General features: G+C 56.7%; 19 protein-coding genes. 6 read left to right on the top strand and 13 right to left on the bottom strand.

Going from position 1 to position 20,346, the window contains the following annotated elements; genetic code table 11:
- Positions 1 to 17 precede the first annotated feature (17 nt).
- The 4 genes from IPM59_06920 to asnB all read right to left on the bottom strand — a co-directional run bounded on the left by IPM59_06920 (position 18) and on the right by asnB (position 4,678).
- Complete coding sequence (locus tag IPM59_06920; protein ID MBK9215320.1) at positions 18 to 233, bottom strand: hypothetical protein; 216 nt, start codon at positions 231 to 233, stop codon at positions 18 to 20.
- Positions 234 to 590: 357 nt separating this feature from the next.
- On the bottom strand, positions 591 to 1,457 hold the full coding sequence (locus IPM59_06925) for a class I SAM-dependent methyltransferase (protein ID MBK9215321.1): 867 nt from the start codon (positions 1,455 to 1,457) through the stop codon (positions 591 to 593).
- Positions 1,458 to 1,588: 131 nt separating this feature from the next.
- Positions 1,589 to 2,785 (bottom strand): glycosyltransferase, encoded by a 1,197-nt coding sequence (locus IPM59_06930; GenBank protein ID MBK9215322.1) that lies wholly within the window; start codon positions 2,783 to 2,785, stop codon positions 1,589 to 1,591.
- A gap of 6 nt (positions 2,786 to 2,791) precedes the next feature.
- On the bottom strand, positions 2,792 to 4,678 hold the full coding sequence (gene asnB / locus IPM59_06935; GenBank protein MBK9215323.1) for an asparagine synthase (glutamine-hydrolyzing): 1,887 nt from the start codon (positions 4,676 to 4,678) through the stop codon (positions 2,792 to 2,794).
- 106 nt (positions 4,679 to 4,784) lie between these two features.
- Here asnB and IPM59_06940 point away from each other — a divergent pair, with 106 nt between their 5' ends.
- Together IPM59_06940 and IPM59_06945 are read left to right on the top strand one after the other, a co-directional pair.
- Positions 4,785 to 6,416, top strand: coding sequence for a hypothetical protein (locus tag IPM59_06940; GenBank protein MBK9215324.1), 1,632 nt, complete (start codon positions 4,785 to 4,787; stop codon positions 6,414 to 6,416).
- Positions 6,413 to 7,339, top strand: a complete 927-nt coding sequence (locus IPM59_06945; protein MBK9215325.1) for a glycosyltransferase family 1 protein — start codon at positions 6,413 to 6,415, stop codon at positions 7,337 to 7,339. Before IPM59_06940 ends, IPM59_06945 begins: the two co-directional genes overlap by 4 nt.
- On the opposite strand, the gene IPM59_06950 is transcribed toward IPM59_06945, so the two are convergent.
- The 6 genes from IPM59_06950 to IPM59_06975 are packed head-to-tail and all read right to left on the bottom strand — an operon-like array spanning position 7,299 to position 15,503.
- A complete protein-coding gene (locus IPM59_06950) occupies positions 7,299 to 8,381 on the bottom strand; it encodes a glycosyltransferase family 4 protein (GenBank protein ID MBK9215326.1) in 1,083 nt (360 codons plus the stop codon). The two genes, IPM59_06945 and IPM59_06950, sit on opposite strands and share 41 nt — an antisense overlap.
- Positions 8,382 to 9,500 carry a glycosyltransferase gene (locus IPM59_06955; GenBank protein ID MBK9215327.1) on the bottom strand — a complete coding sequence of 373 codons (1,119 nt, stop codon included), beginning with the start codon at positions 9,498 to 9,500 and terminating at the stop codon, positions 8,382 to 8,384.
- An 8-nt stretch (positions 9,501 to 9,508) separates the two neighbouring features.
- Positions 9,509 to 11,875 carry an alginate lyase family protein gene (locus IPM59_06960; protein ID MBK9215328.1) on the bottom strand — a complete coding sequence of 789 codons (2,367 nt, stop codon included), beginning with the start codon at positions 11,873 to 11,875 and terminating at the stop codon, positions 9,509 to 9,511.
- Between the two features lie 24 nt (positions 11,876 to 11,899).
- Positions 11,900 to 13,048: a hypothetical protein gene (locus tag IPM59_06965; GenBank protein MBK9215329.1), complete on the bottom strand. Its 1,149-nt coding sequence runs from the start codon at positions 13,046 to 13,048 to the stop codon at positions 11,900 to 11,902.
- On the bottom strand, positions 13,045 to 14,634 hold the full coding sequence (locus tag IPM59_06970; protein ID MBK9215330.1) for an oligosaccharide flippase family protein: 1,590 nt from the start codon (positions 14,632 to 14,634) through the stop codon (positions 13,045 to 13,047). Before IPM59_06970 ends, IPM59_06965 begins: the two co-directional genes overlap by 4 nt.
- The gene (locus IPM59_06975; protein MBK9215331.1) at positions 14,631 to 15,503 is read right to left on the bottom strand and encodes a hypothetical protein; all 873 of its coding nucleotides are present in this window, start codon (positions 15,501 to 15,503) and stop codon (positions 14,631 to 14,633) included. Before IPM59_06975 ends, IPM59_06970 begins: the two co-directional genes overlap by 4 nt.
- Before the next feature lie 317 nt (positions 15,504 to 15,820).
- Here IPM59_06975 and IPM59_06980 point away from each other — a divergent pair, with 317 nt between their 5' ends.
- Positions 15,821 to 16,054 (top strand): hypothetical protein, encoded by a 234-nt coding sequence (locus IPM59_06980; protein ID MBK9215332.1) that lies wholly within the window; start codon positions 15,821 to 15,823, stop codon positions 16,052 to 16,054.
- Here IPM59_06980 and IPM59_06985 read toward each other — a convergent pair.
- From IPM59_06985 to IPM59_06995, 3 genes are read right to left on the bottom strand one after another with little or no spacing between them, the layout of a single operon-like run.
- A complete protein-coding gene (locus IPM59_06985; protein MBK9215333.1) occupies positions 15,992 to 16,606 on the bottom strand; it encodes a hypothetical protein in 615 nt (204 codons plus the stop codon). The genes IPM59_06980 and IPM59_06985 overlap by 63 nt on opposite strands.
- 37 nt (positions 16,607 to 16,643) lie before the next feature.
- Positions 16,644 to 16,982 (bottom strand): hypothetical protein, encoded by a 339-nt coding sequence (locus IPM59_06990; protein ID MBK9215334.1) that lies wholly within the window; start codon positions 16,980 to 16,982, stop codon positions 16,644 to 16,646.
- A complete protein-coding gene (locus IPM59_06995) occupies positions 16,979 to 17,551 on the bottom strand; it encodes a hypothetical protein (GenBank protein ID MBK9215335.1) in 573 nt (190 codons plus the stop codon). The genes IPM59_06990 and IPM59_06995 overlap by 4 nt, the downstream gene beginning before the upstream one ends.
- Before the next feature lie 121 nt (positions 17,552 to 17,672).
- Between IPM59_06995 and IPM59_07000 the strand changes: the two genes are divergently transcribed.
- Genes IPM59_07000 through IPM59_07010 form a run of 3 tightly spaced genes read left to right on the top strand, consistent with a single transcriptional unit; the run spans position 17,673 to position 20,288 of the window.
- Positions 17,673 to 18,440, top strand: a complete 768-nt coding sequence (locus IPM59_07000) for a hypothetical protein (GenBank protein MBK9215336.1) — start codon at positions 17,673 to 17,675, stop codon at positions 18,438 to 18,440.
- Between the two features lie 27 nt (positions 18,441 to 18,467).
- Complete coding sequence (locus IPM59_07005) at positions 18,468 to 19,331, top strand: hypothetical protein (GenBank protein MBK9215337.1); 864 nt, start codon at positions 18,468 to 18,470, stop codon at positions 19,329 to 19,331.
- Complete coding sequence (locus IPM59_07010) at positions 19,332 to 20,288, top strand: alcohol dehydrogenase catalytic domain-containing protein (protein MBK9215338.1); 957 nt, start codon at positions 19,332 to 19,334, stop codon at positions 20,286 to 20,288.
- Positions 20,289 to 20,346: the final 58 nt, after the last annotated feature.

Below are 20,346 nucleotides of genomic sequence, written 5' to 3' on the forward strand. Positions count from 1 at the left end.
CTGCTCGCGTAAAATTATCAAAGATCAGATCCGGCGGTTGCTGCCGCTATGCGTTCGTTTGCGCTGCGGGGAAGCCGGGGCGGCCCTGCCGGCTTTGCCTCCGGTTTCAAGTTATCGTTTCGCACGAGGAACCGGATGTATTCACTCACCGACGAATAGAAGCGTTTGCGGGCCGCATCGAGGATGGCCGCGTGCAGGTCTTCAGAGACCGAGATAGTGATAGTTCGCCGCATCAGATTCCTCCGCTATCCGCGGGACGGCGGGACACTTGATGAAACACCGGCGGAACGATCCCCTTTGACTTCAATAAGATGCAGCCATTTGGACAGATCGCTTGTTCCACGTGTCCCGATCTGTGTCCCGGCCCGCTGTGGGACACATAACCCATTGTAAATGCAGGCTTTAGTACCTTCAGGGTACCTTTTCCCGCCGTTTTTGAAAAATCATAAGACATTGTCTTACAGCCATTGCACGGCTCTCGCAGGTGCGTGCGAGATATGCAACAACGTATCACAAGATCTTTTCTTTGTCAAGCGGAATTTGTAGAAACGATCCATCCAAGCAGGCATGAAACGCAGCATTCCCGGGCCTCAGTTTTTGCGGAACACAAATTCATTGCATCCAAGGCCAACCCCGCGGGTCATTACTTTGGTAAGAGCAAATCCGCGCTCTTTGTAAAAGTCGAAGATCTGATCGACCGTTGCGACCTCATAAGGAAACCCGCCGACCCAGTCGATGATGTCATGCCATCGGTTCATGCCGCGGCCGTTCTTGTAGCGGGTCCAGGAGTGGACGTATTCGGATGGCTTGAGGCGACCAAGGGCCGAGACGAGGCGTTTTAGTTCGTCGGGCAATGAGACTGCGACGGCGAACGGCGTCTTGAATATTCGTGGAAGCCGGCAGTATGTCTTTTTTATCCAATGCCATCTGCGGGCCTGGCTGCCGGTGTCGTTGTAAATGGCGATGAAGAGCTTGCCGCCGGGTTTGGTTGGGATCACGGCGTTCTCAAGTGCCCGCCACATCTCACCTGTGTGATGCAGGACGCCCCAAGAGTAAACGACGTCAAATGCGCCTAAGCTGTTGAGATATTCGGCGTCGAGTGCCGAGCCCTGCTCAACACGCCAGTTCGGGTCGTTAGGGAAGTAACGATTACGCAATTCCTGCGTGCACGCAAAGCTGCTCGAATCGAAATCGAACGAATGAACCCGTGCACCCAAGCGCCTTGCCGCAAGCGAGAACAGCCCGCTGCCCGAGCCAATGTCGAGGAGCGCCTTGCCCTCAAGCGAATCGACCTCGAGCATCGCCTTGAGCGATTCCTCGGCCTTCGCGATGCGCTCATCATCGAGCAACGCGAGAAACGCGGCCCAGTTCTTGCCAAACTCAAACCGCTCGCCGGCGGCGACCTCGGTTTGGTGCTGCTCGGCGATCTTCAGATCGTTTGTCATCGTGGCACTCATCTTCATTTCTTATAAGTTGCCTCCAGCTTTAGCTGGAGGTGGATATCAAACAAGTCCTCGGCTTTAGCCGAAATTTGGGCTAAAGCCCCGATCGGAAGGGATCGCAACCTCCACCTAAAGGTGGAGGCAACTCATAAAGAGCGATCCCGTTGCATGATGTTCCTCAACTCCTCAACCTTTGCGTCCCAACTCTCGTGCCGGATGGCGTCACTGACCTGGACTCGCGGTTTTGGCGCGGACAGCGCGGTCTCGATCTTTGCGATGAAATCTGCGTGATCGGCGCCGACGAGCACGTCGTCGAGGATGCGGACCTCGGGGATGTCGGTCGAGACGACGGGCAGTCCGGCGGCGAGGTATTCGCGGACCTTCAGCGGATTCGCCGCGAGCGTCAATTCATTGATCGCGAATGGATTGAGGGCGACGTCGAACGCTGCGCAATATGCGGGGAGGTCGGCGTAAGGTTTGCGGCCGAGCAGGTGAACATTCGGAACACCGTCGAGCGTCTTGATCTTCTGTTCGGCATCGACAGCGACTTTGCCGATAAGGACGATCGAGCCATTGGCAACGTGTTCAGCCACCTTTTTTATCAGTTCGTAATCGACCCAATCGGCAAGCAGGCCGTGAAAACCGATGATCGGCCGCGGCAGATCGGCGATGTCGGCGGGCATTGTGAGGCCGCCGTCCACCGCTGCGCGAAAGTGCTGCCAATCCGTGCCGTGTCGGATGATGTGCGTGTTTGGATTGAGGTGTTTCTTTGAGTCAAAAAGCCGCTCGGCCGAGACGACAACAAGATCGGCGCGGCGGAACAAGTCGTCTTCGATAGACTTTAGACCGTCGCTGACGCCTGTGAATGCGGTGTATTCATCAACGCAGTAATAGATCAGTTCGCTCTCGCCGAGACGGCCGGCGATCATGCCGGCGGCTGGGTTAAAGACCATGTTGACGACGTTTGCAAAGCCGAGTTTTCGCATCGCGGCTTTGACCTGGCGAACAAGGAAAGCCTGATTGATCGAGACCACATTCTTGCTGCCGTAGGCGGGAATTGCGAGCGGATTAAGGACAAAGATATTCGGCTCAACCTCGCGAATTGGCTCGGTAAAGCTCTTTAGTTTGTTAAAGATACGCGATACGTCTTTGCTCGACGCCGTTGGCATGCGGTTGGCGATGGCGTTAACCCAGAGCACACGGTTGTCACGGGCGAGAATGCGCATCAGGTGCGTTTTTGACAGCGGGTCGCCGGTCCAGTCGTGTGAGAAGCACACGATGTCACGACCGTGGAGCGAGCCTTCTCTGCTCAACTTTTCGTTTGTCCCCGTGTCTAAAAGCATCGCCAACTATTCGCCGTCAATAAAGCCTCGCTGCCAGACCTCAAAGTTCACCAGGGCCCACAGCCGTTCGTCGTGGTTATCGCCCGCGTTGTGTTTGGCAACCAACTCGCGTACGAACCGTTCGTCAAAAATGCCGCGTGCCAATGTGCGTTCGCTAAGCACGTATTCATCAACGAGATGTTTGTATTCGCCCCTGAACCAGCGGCCAACAGGGACGGGAAAGCCCATTTTTGGACGGTCGAGAATTTCCGCCGGCAGGATGCGCTTCATCGCTTCACGAAGTATCCATTTCGTTGTGCCGCCGCGAAGTTTCATCTCGCGCGGCATCCGAGCGGTAAACTCGGCGAGTTTGTGATCGAGGAACGGAACGCGGCTCTCGATCGATGCCGCCATCGACATCTGGTCCTGCTTCATCAGCAGTTCGTGGAGATAGGTCTTTGTATCGGCGTAGAGCAGTTTGTCGAGAACGTCCTCGGCGTCGGTTTTGTCGAGCCACTTATTCTGCCCTGCAAATGGATCTGCGTTTTCGAACCTTTCGCGTGTTTCGCGGTTAAACAGATCCTTCTGCATCGCCTTTGGAAAGACGGCGAAGTTGTCGAAGAAAAGATTTTCGATATCCGCCTCGCGGCTTAGAAACGTGCGGCCCAGTTTACGCCCGACGCCCGGAGGAAGTGTAGCTACGCCGCCACGGACGGCGTCTCGGATAAACGATGGCGTTAGTGCCTCGTATTTTTCGCCGTATTCGAGCAATTTGAGAGCCTTTGCATAGCGGCCGTAGCCGGCCATCATTTCGTCGGAGCCTTCGCCGGTGAGCACTACCTTTACATGCTGCTGGGCGAGCTTTGACACAAAATACAGCGGGACGCTGGCGACAAAACCGATAGGCTCGTCTTCATGCCAGACGAGCTTTGGCAATGCCTCAAAGAATTCGTCCGGCGTGATCGTGATCTCGTGGTGGTCGGTGCCGAACGTGGTTGCGACGAGCCGGGCGTATTCGAGTTCATTGGCCTCACGTTCAGCAAAACCTACGGAGAAGGTCTTGATAGGCTCGTCAACCATTCGCGACATCATCGCGGCAATAGCGGACGAATCGATGCCGCCCGAGAGGAACATTCCCAACGGCACGTCGGCCATCAGGCGGAGACGGACAGATTCTTCAAAGAGGTCACGCCATTGCTCGACATATTCAGCGTCACTGCGGACCTCATTTTTAGGCTCGAATTCGAGGTCCCAATACTCGCGGATGTTGAGCTTGCCGTCTTTCCAGACCATCGTATGGCCGGGCAGCAGGCGTTTTACGCCGCTAAAGAGCGTTTCGTCGCCGCTCGTTCCGTGATTGCCAAACTGGTCGGGCAGGGCGTTGAAATTGACCTCCGGCTTTACGGCCCCGACTTCAAGCAGGGCCTTGATCTCGGATGCGAAATACAACGAGCCATCGTCCGCGTGAACGTAATAGAGCGGCTTGACGCCAAAGCGGTCGCGGGCGATGAACAACTCTCTCTTCGCCTTGTCCCAAACGGCGAACGCGAACATCCCGCGAAGGTGTTCGACGCAGTCACGCCCGTATTCCTGGTAGAGATGCAGGATCGTTTCGGTGTCGCAGTGCGTCGTGAATGTGTGCCCGCGAGCGATCAGGCCGGGACGGCTTTCGGCATGGTTGTAGATCTCGCCGTTATAGACGATAACCTGGCCGCCGCTCATTAGCGGCTGGGCTCCGTGGGCTACGTCCACTATCGCAAGACGCCGCATGGCGAGGCCGATATTGTCGTCGACGAAAACGCCGCCGTCGTCCGGGCCGCGATGATATAGTATGTCGCGCATCGCGACGAGCGAGCGTTCTCTGACCTTTCGTCCGGATTCTTGGGAGAATGCGATGCCGTTGATGCCGCACATAGACACGTGGGCGCCGACGCGAGGGCGGCGCGATCAGGTAAGGAAACTCGTAATCGAAGCAATTTTGTAGATTTTTATTGCCTTTGCGCGTTTATTTTTGGCGAGAATGCCGGTATCAGAAGCGATCCAGATGAATGTTGTTCGAGTGCGAGAAAAAGGTTCTCGAAAGGGCCGCAGGCTTAACGTGAGCCGCTGGCTGGTGATACCGATAGTCGCACTGGCTGCCGTCGCGGCATCCGCATGGTATGACTGGTACGATGGCCGTCTTGGCATCATTGGCCCACAACCCGTGATCGAGTCGAGTCCTGAGGGTGGCCGCATCATTCGTGTTCCGCCGGGCGGCAACATTCAGGCAGCCCTTAATGCTGCCCAAAGCGGCGACATCGTCGAGCTGCAGGCGGGCGCGGTTTACAGCGGAACGATAAACCTGCCAAACAAACCTTTGACCGACTTTGTCACGATCCGTTCGTCTGCCGCGGCTGATCTGCCGGCCGAAAAGCGCGTTAGTCCCGCCCAGCGATCGTCGATGGCGACAATTACCTCAGGGATATTTGGCCGCCCTGCCGTTCAGGCCACGAACGGAGCACATCATTATCGCTTCATAGGCATTGAGTTTGCCGCGAGCGGTCGGCTTTTCAACTATGGCGTCGTTGTGTTCGGCGGCAAGGAAACAGGGCCTGAGAATGTGCCACACACATTAGAGGTCGACCGGAGCTATGTTCATGCGACCGGCCCGACGGTCTCGCGTCGCGGTATCGCGCTCAATAGCGCGAACACGACGATCAAGAATAGTTATATTGAGGGATTCGCATTTCGCAGCGAAGAGACGCAGGGTATCTGCGGATGGTCGGGAACCCGTAACGTCAAGATCATCAACAATTACGTTGAGGGCGGCGCTGAGAATATCCTGTTTGGCGGGGCCGATCCGGCAAACGGAGAACTGATTCCGACGGACATCGAGATATCAGGCAATCATCTAAACAAACCGCGAGCCTGGTTCAAAACGGCAACGGTCAAGACACTTTTCGAGTTGAAGAATGCGAGACGTGTAGCTTTTACGGGTAACTATCTCGAACACAACTGGGAGGGCTCTGCCTTTCGCATCACGGTGCGCAACCAGGATGGCGGAGCGCCGTTCTCGACGATCGAGGATGTGGTTATCCGCGATAATATCATCGACGGGGCCGGCGAGGGCGTCAACGTGCTCGGTCGTGATGATACGCAACCGAGCCAGATAGCGAAGCGGATAAGCATCCTAAACAACCTATTCCTGAACATCGGCGGCCCACCATACGCGGGCTCCGGCTATTTTTTGCAGATCTCCGGCGGGGAAGATGTAACGGTGGCGAATAACACCGCTCTGAATGAGGGCAACACCGTCACCTTTTATGGCGATCAGCCACAGAGGCTGGTTATCCGCGACAATATTATCTGCCACGGCAACTATGGTGTTCACGGGTTGGCTGATCTGCGTTCGCCGGATGCGCGACGGTTCTTTGTAAACAACATCATCATCAACAACAAGCGTGTTAACCGTGACGACGCGGCCATTCCTCCCGACAGCATCTGGCTGCCGGACATTGCGGCGGTTGGATTCGATAGTCCGGGCGAGCGGAGATTTGGCCTCTCCGCAGGCAGTCGCTTTAGCGACAAAGCGACCGATGGAGGGAGTATCGGCTGCAGGGTCGGTTCATTGCCAAGTGACTCCGTCAGATCTGGTGTAGAATCAACCCCGTGAACGGACTCATCTCCTCTTCCATCCTCAGGTTTCTTGAGCATCGAGCCGCGATCCCCAATCCTGACTGGAGCCTATTGCCCGGCGAACTGCATAACGTCAGCGTTCGCTGGCCGACCAAATATGAGTGGGATGCGGCCTCTGACTGGGTCGAGTTACTAAAGGTCGGTTTCAGGCGTTACGCAACAGTTGAACTCGTCGATGATATTGACCAGCCTTACAAGGGAACTGTCGTCATCGAGATCGTGATGTCCGGCAGACGTCGCAAGGTTGCTATCGGCTACTCGGATTATCTTCCGATCGATGAGGACTGCGCGGGCAAATGCGACCTCTATTTTAAGATGCAGTATGACGCAAAAGGCTATGCAGCATCGCATGTGGTACCGGGCGGCTACGTTGCTGATGGCAAGATGCTTTACCGTCGCCTTGGCAAGCTTCGCAAGCTCCGCGATCGACGTGAGTATCTCAACGATGTTACCGGGCGTTTTGGCTTGGCCTATGCCCGCGAGATCCGGGAAGGGGCTACGCAGCTGCTGGCTGCTCAGGACAGATTCGGGTTCGAGGGAGGAATGAATCCGATCGGTTATGCCGAATTCCTTGAGGAGATCGGTCGCTCCCGTATCTGCATAGATCTGCCGGGCCTGGGGCCGTTCTGCTTTCGGCTGGTCAACTATCTGGCGATCGGTTCATGTATTATCGCCTATCCGCATGCGGCCCTAATGCATGTGCCGCTTGTTGACCGCGAGCATATTATTTATTGCAAGCCGGATATGTCCGATCTCGTTGAGTTGTGTGAGTATTACCTGGACCACGATGACGAACGGGAGCAGATCGCCCGGAACGCCCGCGACTTCTTTGACCGATACCTGCACAAGGACAACCTCGTTAGATACTATCTGCGGACCTGCCTCGACCGGTTGCTCTAGCCGCGATCCGTTCGTAAAGGTCTACAACGGCGGCGATATTCGTTGTGTCGGCTTCGCCTTGCAGTTTCTGTCTTTGGCGAGACGTAAATATCTGGCCCACGGCAGCAGCCAGTTCCTGTCGTCCGCCGATCGGTATCAGTTTAACGTTCCCCGGTCGTGTGCCCGTGTCTGTTGCGATCACGGGTGTTCCGAGGAACAGGGCCTCGCGTATCGAGATAGCATCACCATCGAACAGCGTAGTTCTCAGCATGATGTCGGCGGCCTGCATCAGATGTAGTGATACCGAATGGCCAACATTGCCCGTGAGGAGAACTCTGTCGTCGAGCTGTCTCAAATCAATCGCCGCCTCAACGTCGCTGCGCAACGCTCCGTCGCCGACGATCACCAGTCGGGCATTTGGAAATTGGGCCGAGATGTCCTCCATGGCATCCAGAAGAAAGAGCGGCTGGTAATCGATCTCCAGTCCGCCAATCGCAACCAGCAGCGGCGAAGCGGATTCGCAGAATGCGAGTATATCGCCCGGCACTTTCACGCTCGCGTCAGGCGGCTGAAGCGAATAAGGGGGTATGACCGCTATGCGATCACTAGGAACGCCATATGCACGAAAAACATCCGCCAGGTCATTGCTGACCCCGATGACCTTATCGAACCGCCGAAAGATACGTCCGCGCAGAGAGCCGGGCGAGGCCGCTCTTGCTTCTTTACTCCTCGGATAGCCGCCCGAATGTAGCGTCAGCACACATTTACCCCTCGCCAGCAGCGTACATGCGAATGCAAGAGCAAGAACACGGCGTGTCACGTCGCCGCCGATATGAAGGTGGAGAATGTCGTACTCGAGCGACCTCAGCGCTCTGATCAGTGCGAGTGCCGAGCGAGGATGATGAACGTCCGGCTCGTAATCGACACGAGCACTCCGTGAGGTCGCCACGATCGAGCATCGGTGGCCGCGTTCGCGGAGCATATCGCGGATCGCGATGATATTACGCGTAATGCCGCCCTCTGGCGGCGGGTAGGGGCCGAGTTGAAGGATGTGCAGCGGCATCTAGCGGTCCAGTAGGGAATTATACAGGCCGAGCGTGTTGGCAAGCAGCGCACTTTCGGAAAAGGAGGCCATTACCCGGGCCTTTCCGGCCCTGCCCATTTGACGAGCACGGTCAGGATCCGACAGAAGTTCGAGAAGCTGCACCGCCAATTCGCTGTGATCGTTTGGAACAATGAGATAACCGGTCTCGCCGTCGATCACAGCCTCTGCCGCCCCACCTACATCTGTCGCCACGACTGGCCGTTCGGCGGCCATGTATTCCAGAAGCGAGTTTGACAGCCCTTCCGAATCTGAGGTCAGGACGCAAACGTCCGACGCAGCCAACAGGGCCGGGATATCGGTGCATCGACCAAGGAAGGTGACGTGTTGAGATATGCCGAGTTCGACGGCGAGCTGTTTGAGTTCGCCTTCAAGCCCGCCTTCGCCGGCGATGGCAAAGTGAACGTGTTCGGTCGCTTTCAGCGCCTGCTTCGCGGCACGCAGAAGCATGGGGACATTTTTTACAGTGTGGCGGAGATTCGCGACCAAGGTGACCAGCCGAATGTCGCTGCCGGGAAGGCCAAAGACTTGTCGTGCCCCTACCTGATCGACGTTGACGTCAAAACGAGAGACGTCCGTCCCGTTGTAGATGACGCTGACGTTCCTAAAACCGCGTTTCGCCAACATATCCCGGGCCGCCTTCGAATTGCTGACGATAGCGTGCGCCCGGCCGAAGGCGATGCCTTCGATGATATCCTGGGCACGAGTTCGCATACCGGTCTCACGTTTTGACGCGATCCGGACGGGCACGCCGGCGAGGGTGGCGGCCGCCATGCCGAAGATGTTCGAGTAGAAGTCGTGCGTATGAACGACGTCGATCTTCTGTTCCCTCAGATGTTTTGCACACCGTCCGACTTGCAGGAAGAAGTTGACGTCGTAGAAGGACCTCAGCCGAAACTCCGGGATATCTGAGATGCCCGCATCAGCCATGTCGAGAGAAAGGATGCCTTCACTATTCAGCGTGGCGGCGAAGACGTCGAAACTGCCTTCGCGTTTTAGCAGCTGTGATAAGGCGACCGCCTGACGCTCGGAGCCGCCTTGGTGAAAACTCCCGATAAACTGTAAGACTCGTCTCTTCACCGGAACGGTCAGATCGAACGGACAGAACGCCCCGCATCGGTCGTCATGTAAACGTCGGAACCAAGGCGTCGGCCTGATGCGTGATCCACGTCGCTGCTATCGACTACGGCGGTATCGCCAAAAACGAACAAGCTGCCGTCGATCGCGACGAACTCGTCGGGCAGCGTTTCACCATGGCTCAGCCGCGACCAAGAATACCTGAAGTCACTCTCGAACGCCGCCGTTTCTACTGTCTCGCCCGCGTCGTCGTTAAACAGCAGCGTATCAGAATAGCCGCAATGCTTGATCACAAATGCTCGTCCCGTCGGCGAATCGACTTCGATCACTTCGGGCACGCTGTGCTCGTCCGCGGGCAGGATGAACGTCCAGAATTCCTGTTTGCCCGCCCCTTGCGAGACGAACCTCATCAGCGGTGCGTTGACGCGGTTGCCGTGGTTCGTTGAGACCCAGCTTTCTTTTTGTTCCCATGTGCCATTGTCACCGAACGTTTGAATGCGGTGCCCGTCGCCGCCGATCCACGTCGCAGCGTCGCCGACCGCAGTTGAGATCATCGGATCAAAATGAAAATTAAGCGAATACAAGTGGTCGCCGTCGGTCTCGACCACGTCACGAATTATCCAGTAATCGCCCTTCAGAAACAGGATCGAACGAATGTGTGTTGCCGGCGATTCGAGGCGTTCGTAGCCATCGTGGGAACCCTCAAAGTAATCAAAACGGCCCGTGCTGATCCAGCGGTCAATCGTCGCATTGGCACGGGTCCGCCAGCCAAAAGTGTGAGCAGGATCTGACGACGAGAGGCCGTCGATCTCGAGCGTGTTGTGGGCCGACGTCGAGCGAAAGTAATCGCGCAGCTCACGGGATTCATGGTAGGTGTAGGTGCCCGAGTCGACCAATAGCGGTTGTCCGTTGATCGACGCTACGATGGACAAGGCGTCAGCGTGCCCGTGGCCGCCGGAGAGCGCGCCGACCTCGCCGGCATCAACGACCAAATAGTTATCTCCATCGCCCCAGCCGTCGCGCATTACGCAGTAGCCGCCTGCATTGAATTCTGCCGAGCCAATCGTAGGCTCAGCAGCACCCAGCCTGTCGAATGTGGCGATACCTTCGGGCCCGGTCAGCCAGAAAATATCCTGATTCATGCCGCCGCTGGCAAACTTATGGTCGGCCCGGTCAAAGATGATCGCGGAAACCGCCAGTGAGCCTCGAAAATCATCAGGCTGGGCGGTAGTTAGCGGCAGCATGCGTCCGCCGTCGTCATCTCCGATGAGCGGCGTCGTACCGTTAGGCTGCGTGACCGACATCATCCAGTCGAAAGCTGCCTGAAGCCGATCTTCGACCCTGGCAGCATCAGCACTCAGATAAGGGCCGCCAAAGAGCGAACGCAGGATCACGAAATGCAAATAGAAATCTACCGAATATCGCTGGTACCAAAGGCTTTGCTCGAAATATACGCCGTCAGGCAGTATCTGCTTCTCGATCTCAGCAGTAAGGATGTCCTCGCCCAGCCGGCGCCATTTTCCCGCGCGTTTGAAGAACGGCAACTGCGTTCCGAGATAATATAGGCCGAGCCCCTCACCGGTGAGGTGCGTGTTAGGGCTGTAGTACTTTGACAGGTATCGCTCGATATGCCGACCGTGGCGGTGGAGGTGCTTCAGTGCGTCGAGAAAGAGCGTTGGCGTCAAATGGTCGGAATCTCTAAAGAAGTGAAATGCCCAGATCCATGACATTGACCTGAATGCTATCTCGAGGCTGCTCGACCAATTAACGCCAAGCCCGGGCGGATTCTGCTCGATCCATGACGATAAATGCCGTGCGAATACCTCTCCGTACCTTTCATCGCCGGTCAGCCAGAATGCGACACCGAGCGTGAAAAAATGCTGGTGGCGATTGAGTTCCCAGACGATCTTCTTATTGCCTGATTCGGTGTCAAGGTCGTCAAACTCCTTCCAGTGTTTCAGCGGCGAACGCTTAGCTGAGAGTGGCTCGCGAAGCCAGTCGATGTCCGTACCGACAAACAGGCCCTTGAAGCCGAGGAGGTCGATCCGGCCCTCCACGATACTATCTGCCTGAGCGATGAAACGCCCGGCCGTTGCATCGTCGAATGTGGCCCTGAAGGCGGAAACCGACACTGCGCGGTCCTGAAGCGACGGAAAGAATCGTTCAGAACCATTCTTGAAGAACATCTGCCACAGGCTTTCGGCGATTATAGGGGCCGAACCAAACTGCCTTTCGTCGATGAGCTTGGCAAAGCCCTCGTTCGAGGGGAGTTCAAAACCGCCGCGCTGGTCACGATAGGCGGAGATAGCCTGGCCGCCCCGAGTGATTATCTCGTCGAGGCTGCGGACCTTCTTGATCCTGGATAAAGGTTTGGCCATCCCAACTGCCATGATAACAAGCTCTTACCTGTCTTCGGCCATGATCGGCGTGAGCAGATAATCGCGAAAAATGTTCGGGTCACCTGATCTTCCGTCCATTGCGGCACGGGCGATATTGTATGCCTCGCGGGCCGTAGCGAAATGGATCTTATTACCTGCTTTGTCCGCTATCTCGATCATTTCGGTAAAGAACCTTCTCGCGTCTTCGCCGATGCAGGCTCGCTGGTCACGGTCGAAAAAGCCGTGGCAGTAGAGTTTGATAAAGACCCAATCCGGCCTGCCATCCACGGTGATGTCTGCGGATGTCCATCGCCGAAACCTGGCGCCATCGAGCGGCTGATTTGCCGTCAATGCTCCATCATCTATGCGCGGGACGGGCATTCCCTTGATCCGGCGTGTCCAGTTCATAATCAGCGGGCCGGTAAAGATCAGCGGAAGCTGCGGCTGATGTCCGTTAACGACGGCCCTGATCCCGACTGCGTGCGGCACGGCTTCGTCTAATGAGCGGCCGCATTCGTAGATCTGGTTGATCACGGCAACCTGCGATCGATCGGGAGCCGATGGCAGCGTCATGTCGGCATAGCAGCCGGTCTGCTCGAGGATGCGCATCTCGTTGTCCACGCCGCAAAAGCGTCCGCCGCAGGAATTTGCGAGCGCCAGATTGCCGTGGACAAACGCATACATCGGCCCTCCTTCGCCGGCCCGTCGCGACAGACACCGATGCCGGTCGGCGAGCGTGTCGCGAAATTCGATCAGTGTAGTCCGCAGGTTCTCGGCAGTATCGGGGTCATCGACGCCGTGATGCAGGTGAACCTCGACCTCGCCGAGGCCTTCGGCCTGCATCTCGGACATCACGTCGAGTATCTCAGGATGATATTGCTCCGCGGGATAGAAATTTGTGTGGCGAAACTTCGTTCCGTCCGCGTCCCGAACCGCCTCCCCTGTTTGGCGTGCCTTCTCGTGATACTCCTTAAGCCGACGCATCTGTGTCTTGTGATCAAGCACACCGTGCTCGCTCCAGCCGGGCTCAAAGTGGTTTGCGATCGTAATGATGAAGTGTTTCTTCTCAAATGCCGTTCGGTGAAGCAGCGATCGAGCCCGCGACCACGGATATCGGGCCAGCCATGGGAGATTCCAGCCGAACTTTGTCATCAATGTGGGTGTGTCGCTCATCGCGTTTCGGGTAGTGGCTCGTCGCCGCGGCGAGGAATGAACCGGCGAATCATCTTCATCACGGCCTGTTTCTCGCTGTCTTCAATGAGACCGAGCAGGTTGGCGGCGATCAGATAGATAGGGACAAAAACCAATCCTGAGATCAGAAGCACCAGGCTGCCGCCCACAAAGTTCAATGCGGCGAGCTGCGTCGTGTGAAGCGTTTCTGCAGCAAAATGCTCACCGACGCTGAGCAGATAATCCTTAAGATTCGTATACACGACATAGGTAACAAGCCCGGCGAATGCGGCGACGACGGCCGTCTTGCCGACGTTCCTCAGCAAAGGCAGATGCTTCAATCCGAGGCCGAGTTTGCGGATCACCATAGTTTCGGCGATCAGTTTCTCCACCAGGATCGCACCGACGGCAGTCGTGATCATTCCGGTCAGGCCGAAGTGGCCTAGGCCGTAATAGAGGACGCAGATAAGGGCCGCAAGCACGAGGACCCTGGTCAGCAGGAATAGTCGGCCGAGCTCCTTATAAGACCTCACGATCGGGTCGGTGATCAGAATGCTGAAGGGCAGCAGCGTCAGATTGACCGCAAAGACCGAGGCACTCGCCGCATAGTTTTGCGTAAACAGCGTAATGATGAACGTCTTCGACGTGATCATCAGAAAGACGTAGATAGGGAAGTAAACAAGCGCCAATTTGTGCATCGCCCGGGCAGTCAGCCGGATCATCTCGTCGCGGTCATTCGCCTGCTGCAACTCGTTCATGCGTGGGATCAGCACAGACGTGACCGATTCAGACAGCATTGCGATCAGCGGTATCTCGAAACAGCCGTAAGCGTAGATCGCAAACTCGGCCGATGAGAATTTATAACCAACAAAATAGTTATGAATATCGCTCTGAGCCATCCAAAGGATGCCTGTCAGGCCGAACGGAATTGCGTAGGCCATCTGTTCACGGAAGAAAGCAAGATCGAAACCGCGCCAGAATCCGGGGAAGCGTGATCGCAGATAGTAGATCAGGATGAGAGTTTGCAGCAGGCCCTGCACCATCGCGGCATAGATAAAAGCTTCGACAGTGGCGAACGCAAACACCGCGCTCGCCATGAGCAGTGTTTTTGTAAACTGCGCCGCAATGATAAACACGGTCGCGACACGGGCCTCCTGATTGGCGATGGCGACCGTATCAAGGAAGCTCGAGAATATCCAGATCCAGATAACGACGCCGATCTTTGGAGCGAGATGCGTCAACTCCTGGCTGCGAAAGATGTTCCCAATGATCTGCGGGAAGAAGAATAGCGTCAGGCAGGCTAGGCCGCCCATCACAAAATTGAAGAGCAGGATGTTCAATACCGCGGGGCCGCGGCGTTCTTTTTCGCGGGCAAGGTAATAGTACGCGCTCATCGCAAAGCCCATTGACAGGATGATGACCGCGTTCGTGATCACCTGAAATGACTCGCGATAAACGCCGACCTTGTCCTGCGCAAGATAACGGACGATCAGCAGCGGCAGAAAGAAGCTGAGCGCAAAACCCGTGACCTTGGCCGCAAGCAGCCAAGCACTTTGTTCACGCAATGATCTTTTTGGTTCCTGCTTCATTGTGTATCGCCGAGCGACGAATGCCGTGCGTGTGTGTCGTACCAGCCGGGGATCGAGCGGCCGAGAGCTGTCTCCAATCTTCCGATCAATCGACGCCCCTTCTGAGTCTGGATCAGGTACGAGTAGTCGCCGAATAGCCAGTATTTTATAAAGATTCGCCTATAATCGCGGAGCACGGCATCACGCGCTTTCCACGCGCCATCGGACTCCTCGGCGAATGGCCCTGACGCTCCTTCTTCAAATTCGTGTTCCAGCCGGCCGTTGTTTGACGGCAGTTCGGCTCGGACGCCTTCAAAGTCCTGCTTGACGGCCTTGAACCGGTCATAGCCTAGCTGTTCGAGCAGGTCAAACTCGGATTCGAGCTTGCGAAAGACGAGCTTTTCCGAGCGTATCGAGATGTAGTCCGGTTGGTTCTCGAATCCAAGCATCGCACGCAGGCAGATGGCCTCAGATCCGACAATATCGGCCTTCAAATAGTGGGGAACGCCGTATTTGCGGATGCACTCGGCAAAATCGATGGCCGGGACGCGGATGATCTCGTTTCGCGTGCCGACCACCTCGTTGCGCGACGCCCAGTCGTTGCAGGTACTGCCCCAGAGCGAATGGTCCGTGTTGCGGTAGAATTTGACCTCGCCACGACCGCCGTTCGAATCTACATCCTCAGTGATAGCTCCTTCGACGATGATCAGGCGCCCGTCGGCGATCGCGTCAGCAAACCGATGGCGGCAAAATGCGGCGTTGCCGGGGTCAGCCTCGAAGGCTACTACCCGATATCCTTTCTTGAGATAAAAATCAGTGTCCTGACCGTGATGTAGTCCTACATCAAAGATCAGCGTGGGATCCTTCTTGGTCGTTAGCACTTCCGCCATGCAGAGTCACCTGTGGCTCCGCCAAACGCCGACCGGGGCGGATCGGCGGAATTCCAGACAAAGAATAGGCTCAATCAGCACGGAATTTCATTTATTTGCAGCGACCGGAAAGCCGGCACGTTGCCTGTATCGCACCTCTCAACCGCAGACAAAATAGATAACGCGGATAAAGAAAGATAAATTCATATCTTTCTATCCGCGTCATCCGCAATTGAACCGGCTTGAGGCACTGGTGGACAAGGTGCCCGCATTCCGGCGATCAGTTGCTGTAGGCCGATGGGGTCGGCTTGTCGCCGTTCTGTCCCCAGGCAAAGACTATGAACTGGCCATTTGTGCTCCTGACGATGTACCAGGTGCCGTCCGAAGGACGCCAGACGCCGATGTCGGCCTTGCCATCAGGGGGCGCACGCTGCCCACGTGTGCTTAATGCGAATTTGAACGCGGATGACGCGACGCGTTGTCACTCTACACCAAGATTGGCGGTGGGGTTAGTCGCCCCGATGGGCGTTCTCGGCGTCGAATTGGTCGAGGATATCGCGGGCCTCGTCTGAGTCAAATTCGTATGCTTTTTGGTCAAGGGCGGCGGCGGCGATGCCCGCATACAGCGGGTCGTCGAGCAGCGGTAGCAGGTTAGGAACAGGCAGCATGGCGAGCGTTTCGTATGCGATGGCCCGTATCTGAGGGATGTCTGTCTGGCGGACGATCTCTGCGATCTCGCCGGAGGAATAGCGGTCAGCGAGCGTATCGGCAAGCCGGTCGAGTCGGTTGTAATCGTTATCCTGGACCGCACGAGAGGCAAGCAGAATAAAGACCTCAGCCGATGCCGATTGTGATTCGAGCACGCGGGCACAGGTGTCGGCAAGAAGCGTTATTTCGTTAAGCTTCGCTTTATTCTTGCGGACCTCGGACGCACGTGAGCGTTCGTCCAGCGCCGACAAAAGGCGGCTGACCTCCCAATCAGCGGTCGCGTCGTAGAAGAATCTTGGGGCCTGAGAGTTGTGCGGGGCCTTGCCTTGCATTGCCCCGACTAGCATTTTTTGGGTGTTTGGCCTGAGGCCTTCCCAGATGGTAGCGATCTTTCCGCCGAATTCCTTGATCGTCATGTCAACTACTAAAGTTTGCTATCAGCGAAATCGGTTGTCAAGCCTGATGTTTTCTGGTGATCGCCTCGGCCATTCGAGCCTCAACATCCGCGAGGGCGGTCTCGAACCCGGCCGAATCTTCGTCAACGTATTCGAGCACCGCATACGCGATATCTCCCAAATACCTAAGCTCCCACGCTGTCTCGCCGGGCTTCGGCGGCCGCGAGAACCACGCTGCGTCAAGACGAGACGTGTTGATGTCTACGTCAGCGAACAATTCATCGGCACGATCCGCCAATGCCTTTCTCGACGCATCAGAAAGCAAAACACGGCGGAACAGCCAGCCGTGCTTCGCGTATGTTGCGATGATCTCGGCGACCGAGGCGGCAGAGATCATTTGCCGGTATTGGCGGGAGGTGCCGGAGCCTTGTTCACAGGCACGACGCCATTCATGTTGACGTTCGTGACCGGGATCTGATTGCCCGCGATCGCATTTGCGGCCTCGCGTTCCTTAAGGTCAAGGCCCTTGCCGGGCGATTTGAATGAGCCGGCGAAAAGGTCGCCGACGGCGAGTTTCCACTGGCCGTCCTCGAGGACAAAGGGCAGATCTTCCCACTTGCTCTCTTTCGAATTCCACACCTCGACCGCGCCCATGTCGTCCTTGATCCGTTCGTCACGGATCGTCGGCAGTGACTCGGCAAAGGTCGTCGCCGTAAATCCGTTCTCGTACACTTTCTCTATCGGCGTGTTGTTACGCTGCGAGACCATAAGGCCGAGCTCGATCGACTTTTTGGAGAGTTCCTGCTTGATGGCCTCAATATCTTTGCTCTTACAGGCGGCGTAAAGGCGTTTGTATGCCTCTGTCGGGGAATCGTTACCGGCCGCCGGACGACTCGGGCCGCCGCCGCAAGCAAAGAGGGCAGCGAGCGTCGAGAGAGTGAAAGCTAAGATAAGTATCCTTTTCATTGCCAGAAGAGTATATTATGCCATCAGAAAAATCCGAAATCGGGCCGCTTCCAAGTTGTGTATTTACGTATGCGACGAGCTGGAGTATGATTTTACCGGTTCGCAGACGGAGGCTTGACCAATGAAAAAATGCCCGGCCTGCCAGGCCCAGTATGCTGATGCGACGCTCTCGTTTTGCCTTCAGGACGGGACGCCGTTGGTCGACGGGCCACAGGCGGATACGCCGACGGTGGTCCTTGGCGAGACGGAGACCTTTGTCGCGCGCAGCTCGCAGCCGGCCTCGCACGCTTGGCAGCCCTCTAAGGTAACGCGGGTTCAGTCGCTTCAACAACCAAAGACAGGCTCGAAGACAGGGATCGCGGTCGCTCTGACAGCAGTCGGGATGCTCCTGCTGTTTGGGGTCATCGGTATCGCAGCATTGATCTATATGAACTCGAGTCGCCCGCCGGTGGCGAACGCGAATACGAATGTACTGATCCCGCCGACAAATCTCAGCACAAATCTCAATTCGAGCACACCGAATACGAATGTGGCATCGCGGCCATCGCCCTCGCCTCAAGCATCGCCACGTCCATCGCCGCTGCCGACGGTTGACGAGCCGCCTGGTCTGAAAACTTATCCCTCGACGACTCGTTTAAGGTTTGCCCGCGGGGCATATACGACGTCATTTTCAGGTGACCTCAACCCAGGGGACGATCGTTCGATGGTGCTCGCGTGCCGCGCCGGGCAATCGCTGTCAGCAACAGTATCGGGCGGAGGCTCGTGCGTAAGTATTCGCGGTGGCGGCTCATCTATGCGCACGACGACGCACGGTGGCGATAACTACGTTACTGTTACAAACCGATGCGCGCAGGTCGCGCGCTTCAGTATTTCGATCACGATAATCTAAGCGACAGCGAGGCTATCCGACCGGCGTATGAAAGTCTGTCCACACTGCAACGCTCAATATGCCGACGACACGCTCTCATTCTGTCTGGACGACGGCACACCACTTGTCCACGGCATGCAGGCCGATACGCCGACAGTGGTGCTCGGTGAGACCGAAACGTATGTTGCCCGCGGCCCATTCGTCCCACAGCCGTCGGAAGTCACTCGAGTTCAAACCTTCGATCCAAGCCCGCCGCAAAAAGGGGCCAACACCGGCTTGACGGTCGCTCTGACAGCGCTCGGCATGCTCCTGCTCTTCGTGGTCGCGGGCATCGCTGCGTTGCTATATATGAGATCGAGCCCGCCACCGGCGGCAAATGTCGATACCAACATCTCGCTGCCGCCCCCAACGCCGAATACTAATCTCAATGCCGCCACGCCCGTGACGAACTCCAATACCACTTCGTCGCCAATACCGACTGTTTCGCTGCCTCAGACAAATACTAATGTGAATTCGAACATCTCCGACGGGCCGGCTAACACCGAAATACCGCAGCGTGTTTACGCTTGGAAATCGAATATGGAGGCTCGGGATCTGGACGCTTTCATGGACAATTATGCATCGACGCTGGAACGTTACTACACGCGAAGCGGCATGAGCCGCAGCGAAGTTCGCTCGGACAAGGCCCGAGCCTTTAACCGCTTCAGTTCTATGCGCGTCACGGTGTCAAACATGGTCGTAACATCTGACGGGCCGAGTTCGGCAACGGCGACGTTTGACAAGGAATGGACGTTTTCCGGAGGCGGTTCGTCTAACAATGGAAAGGTCCGCAGTCAACTCAAATTTCAGGAGATCGGCGGCCGCTGGCTGATCGTGTCGGAACGCGACGTGCGCGTCTATTACACACGCTAGATGAAGGCGCTCAGATTTGACGGCAACGAACTGTATCTGGCGGAGAGCGCACGGCCTGACGACGCGTCCGAGACGCTGGTCCGCGTCCTGCTTTCGGGTATTTGCAACACGGACCTCGAAATAGCTCGTGGTTATGCCGGATTTACCGGGACGATCGGGCATGAGTTTGTGGGCGTTGTGGAACGCTCTGACGTGCGGCCTGACCTGATAGGTAAGCGTGTGGTCGGGGAAATAAATGCGGGCTGCGGCAAATGTGAACGGTGCGTCGCAGGCGATCCTCGTCATTGCCCGACACGCACGGTCCTTGGCATAGTAGGCCGCGACGGTGCCCACGCTGAGTACCTTCAACTGCCGGCGGCCAATCTGTTGATGGTCGCTGATCCTATTCGCGACGAGGAGGCCGTCTTTGCCGAACCGCTGGCGGCCGCGGTCGGCATAACAGAACAAGTTGCGATCTCTCCTGAGACAACTGCCGCCGTTATCGGTGATGGCAAACTCGGCCTATTGTGTGCCATGTCGCTGCGGTTGAGGTCGGGCAACGTGACGATAATCGGCAAGCACCCGGAAAAACTCGCCATTGCACAAAACGCCGGAGTGAGGCCGATCGGGCTTGACAGCCTTTCGCCCGAGATCGGCCCGTTTGATGTTGTCGTCGAGGCAAGCGGTTCCGAGTCCGGATTTGCGACAGCGCTCGACCTTGTCAGGCCGCAGGGCAAGATTGTGCTGAAATCGACATTTCACGGCACGCCAACGTGGCAAGCCTCGCGTGTCGTCGTGGACGAGATAACCATCGTCGGTTCACGCTGCGGCCGGTTAGCTCCCGCGCTCGCCCTGCTGGAAAAACACGCGATCGATGTTAGCCCGCTGATCCACGCTGAGTATTCTTTGGGTGATGCCGTTCCAGCTATGCTGCACGCGGCAGAGAAGGGCGTTCTGAAAGTTCTTCTGAGGCCCTGACGGCGTTTTGTTATAATCACGACGGGACAGTGATTGCGGCGACATCAGGAGTGATCAA

The sequence above is a fragment of the Chloracidobacterium sp. genome (assembly GCA_016715795.1).
Lineage (GTDB): Bacteria > Acidobacteriota > Blastocatellia > Pyrinomonadales > Pyrinomonadaceae > OLB17.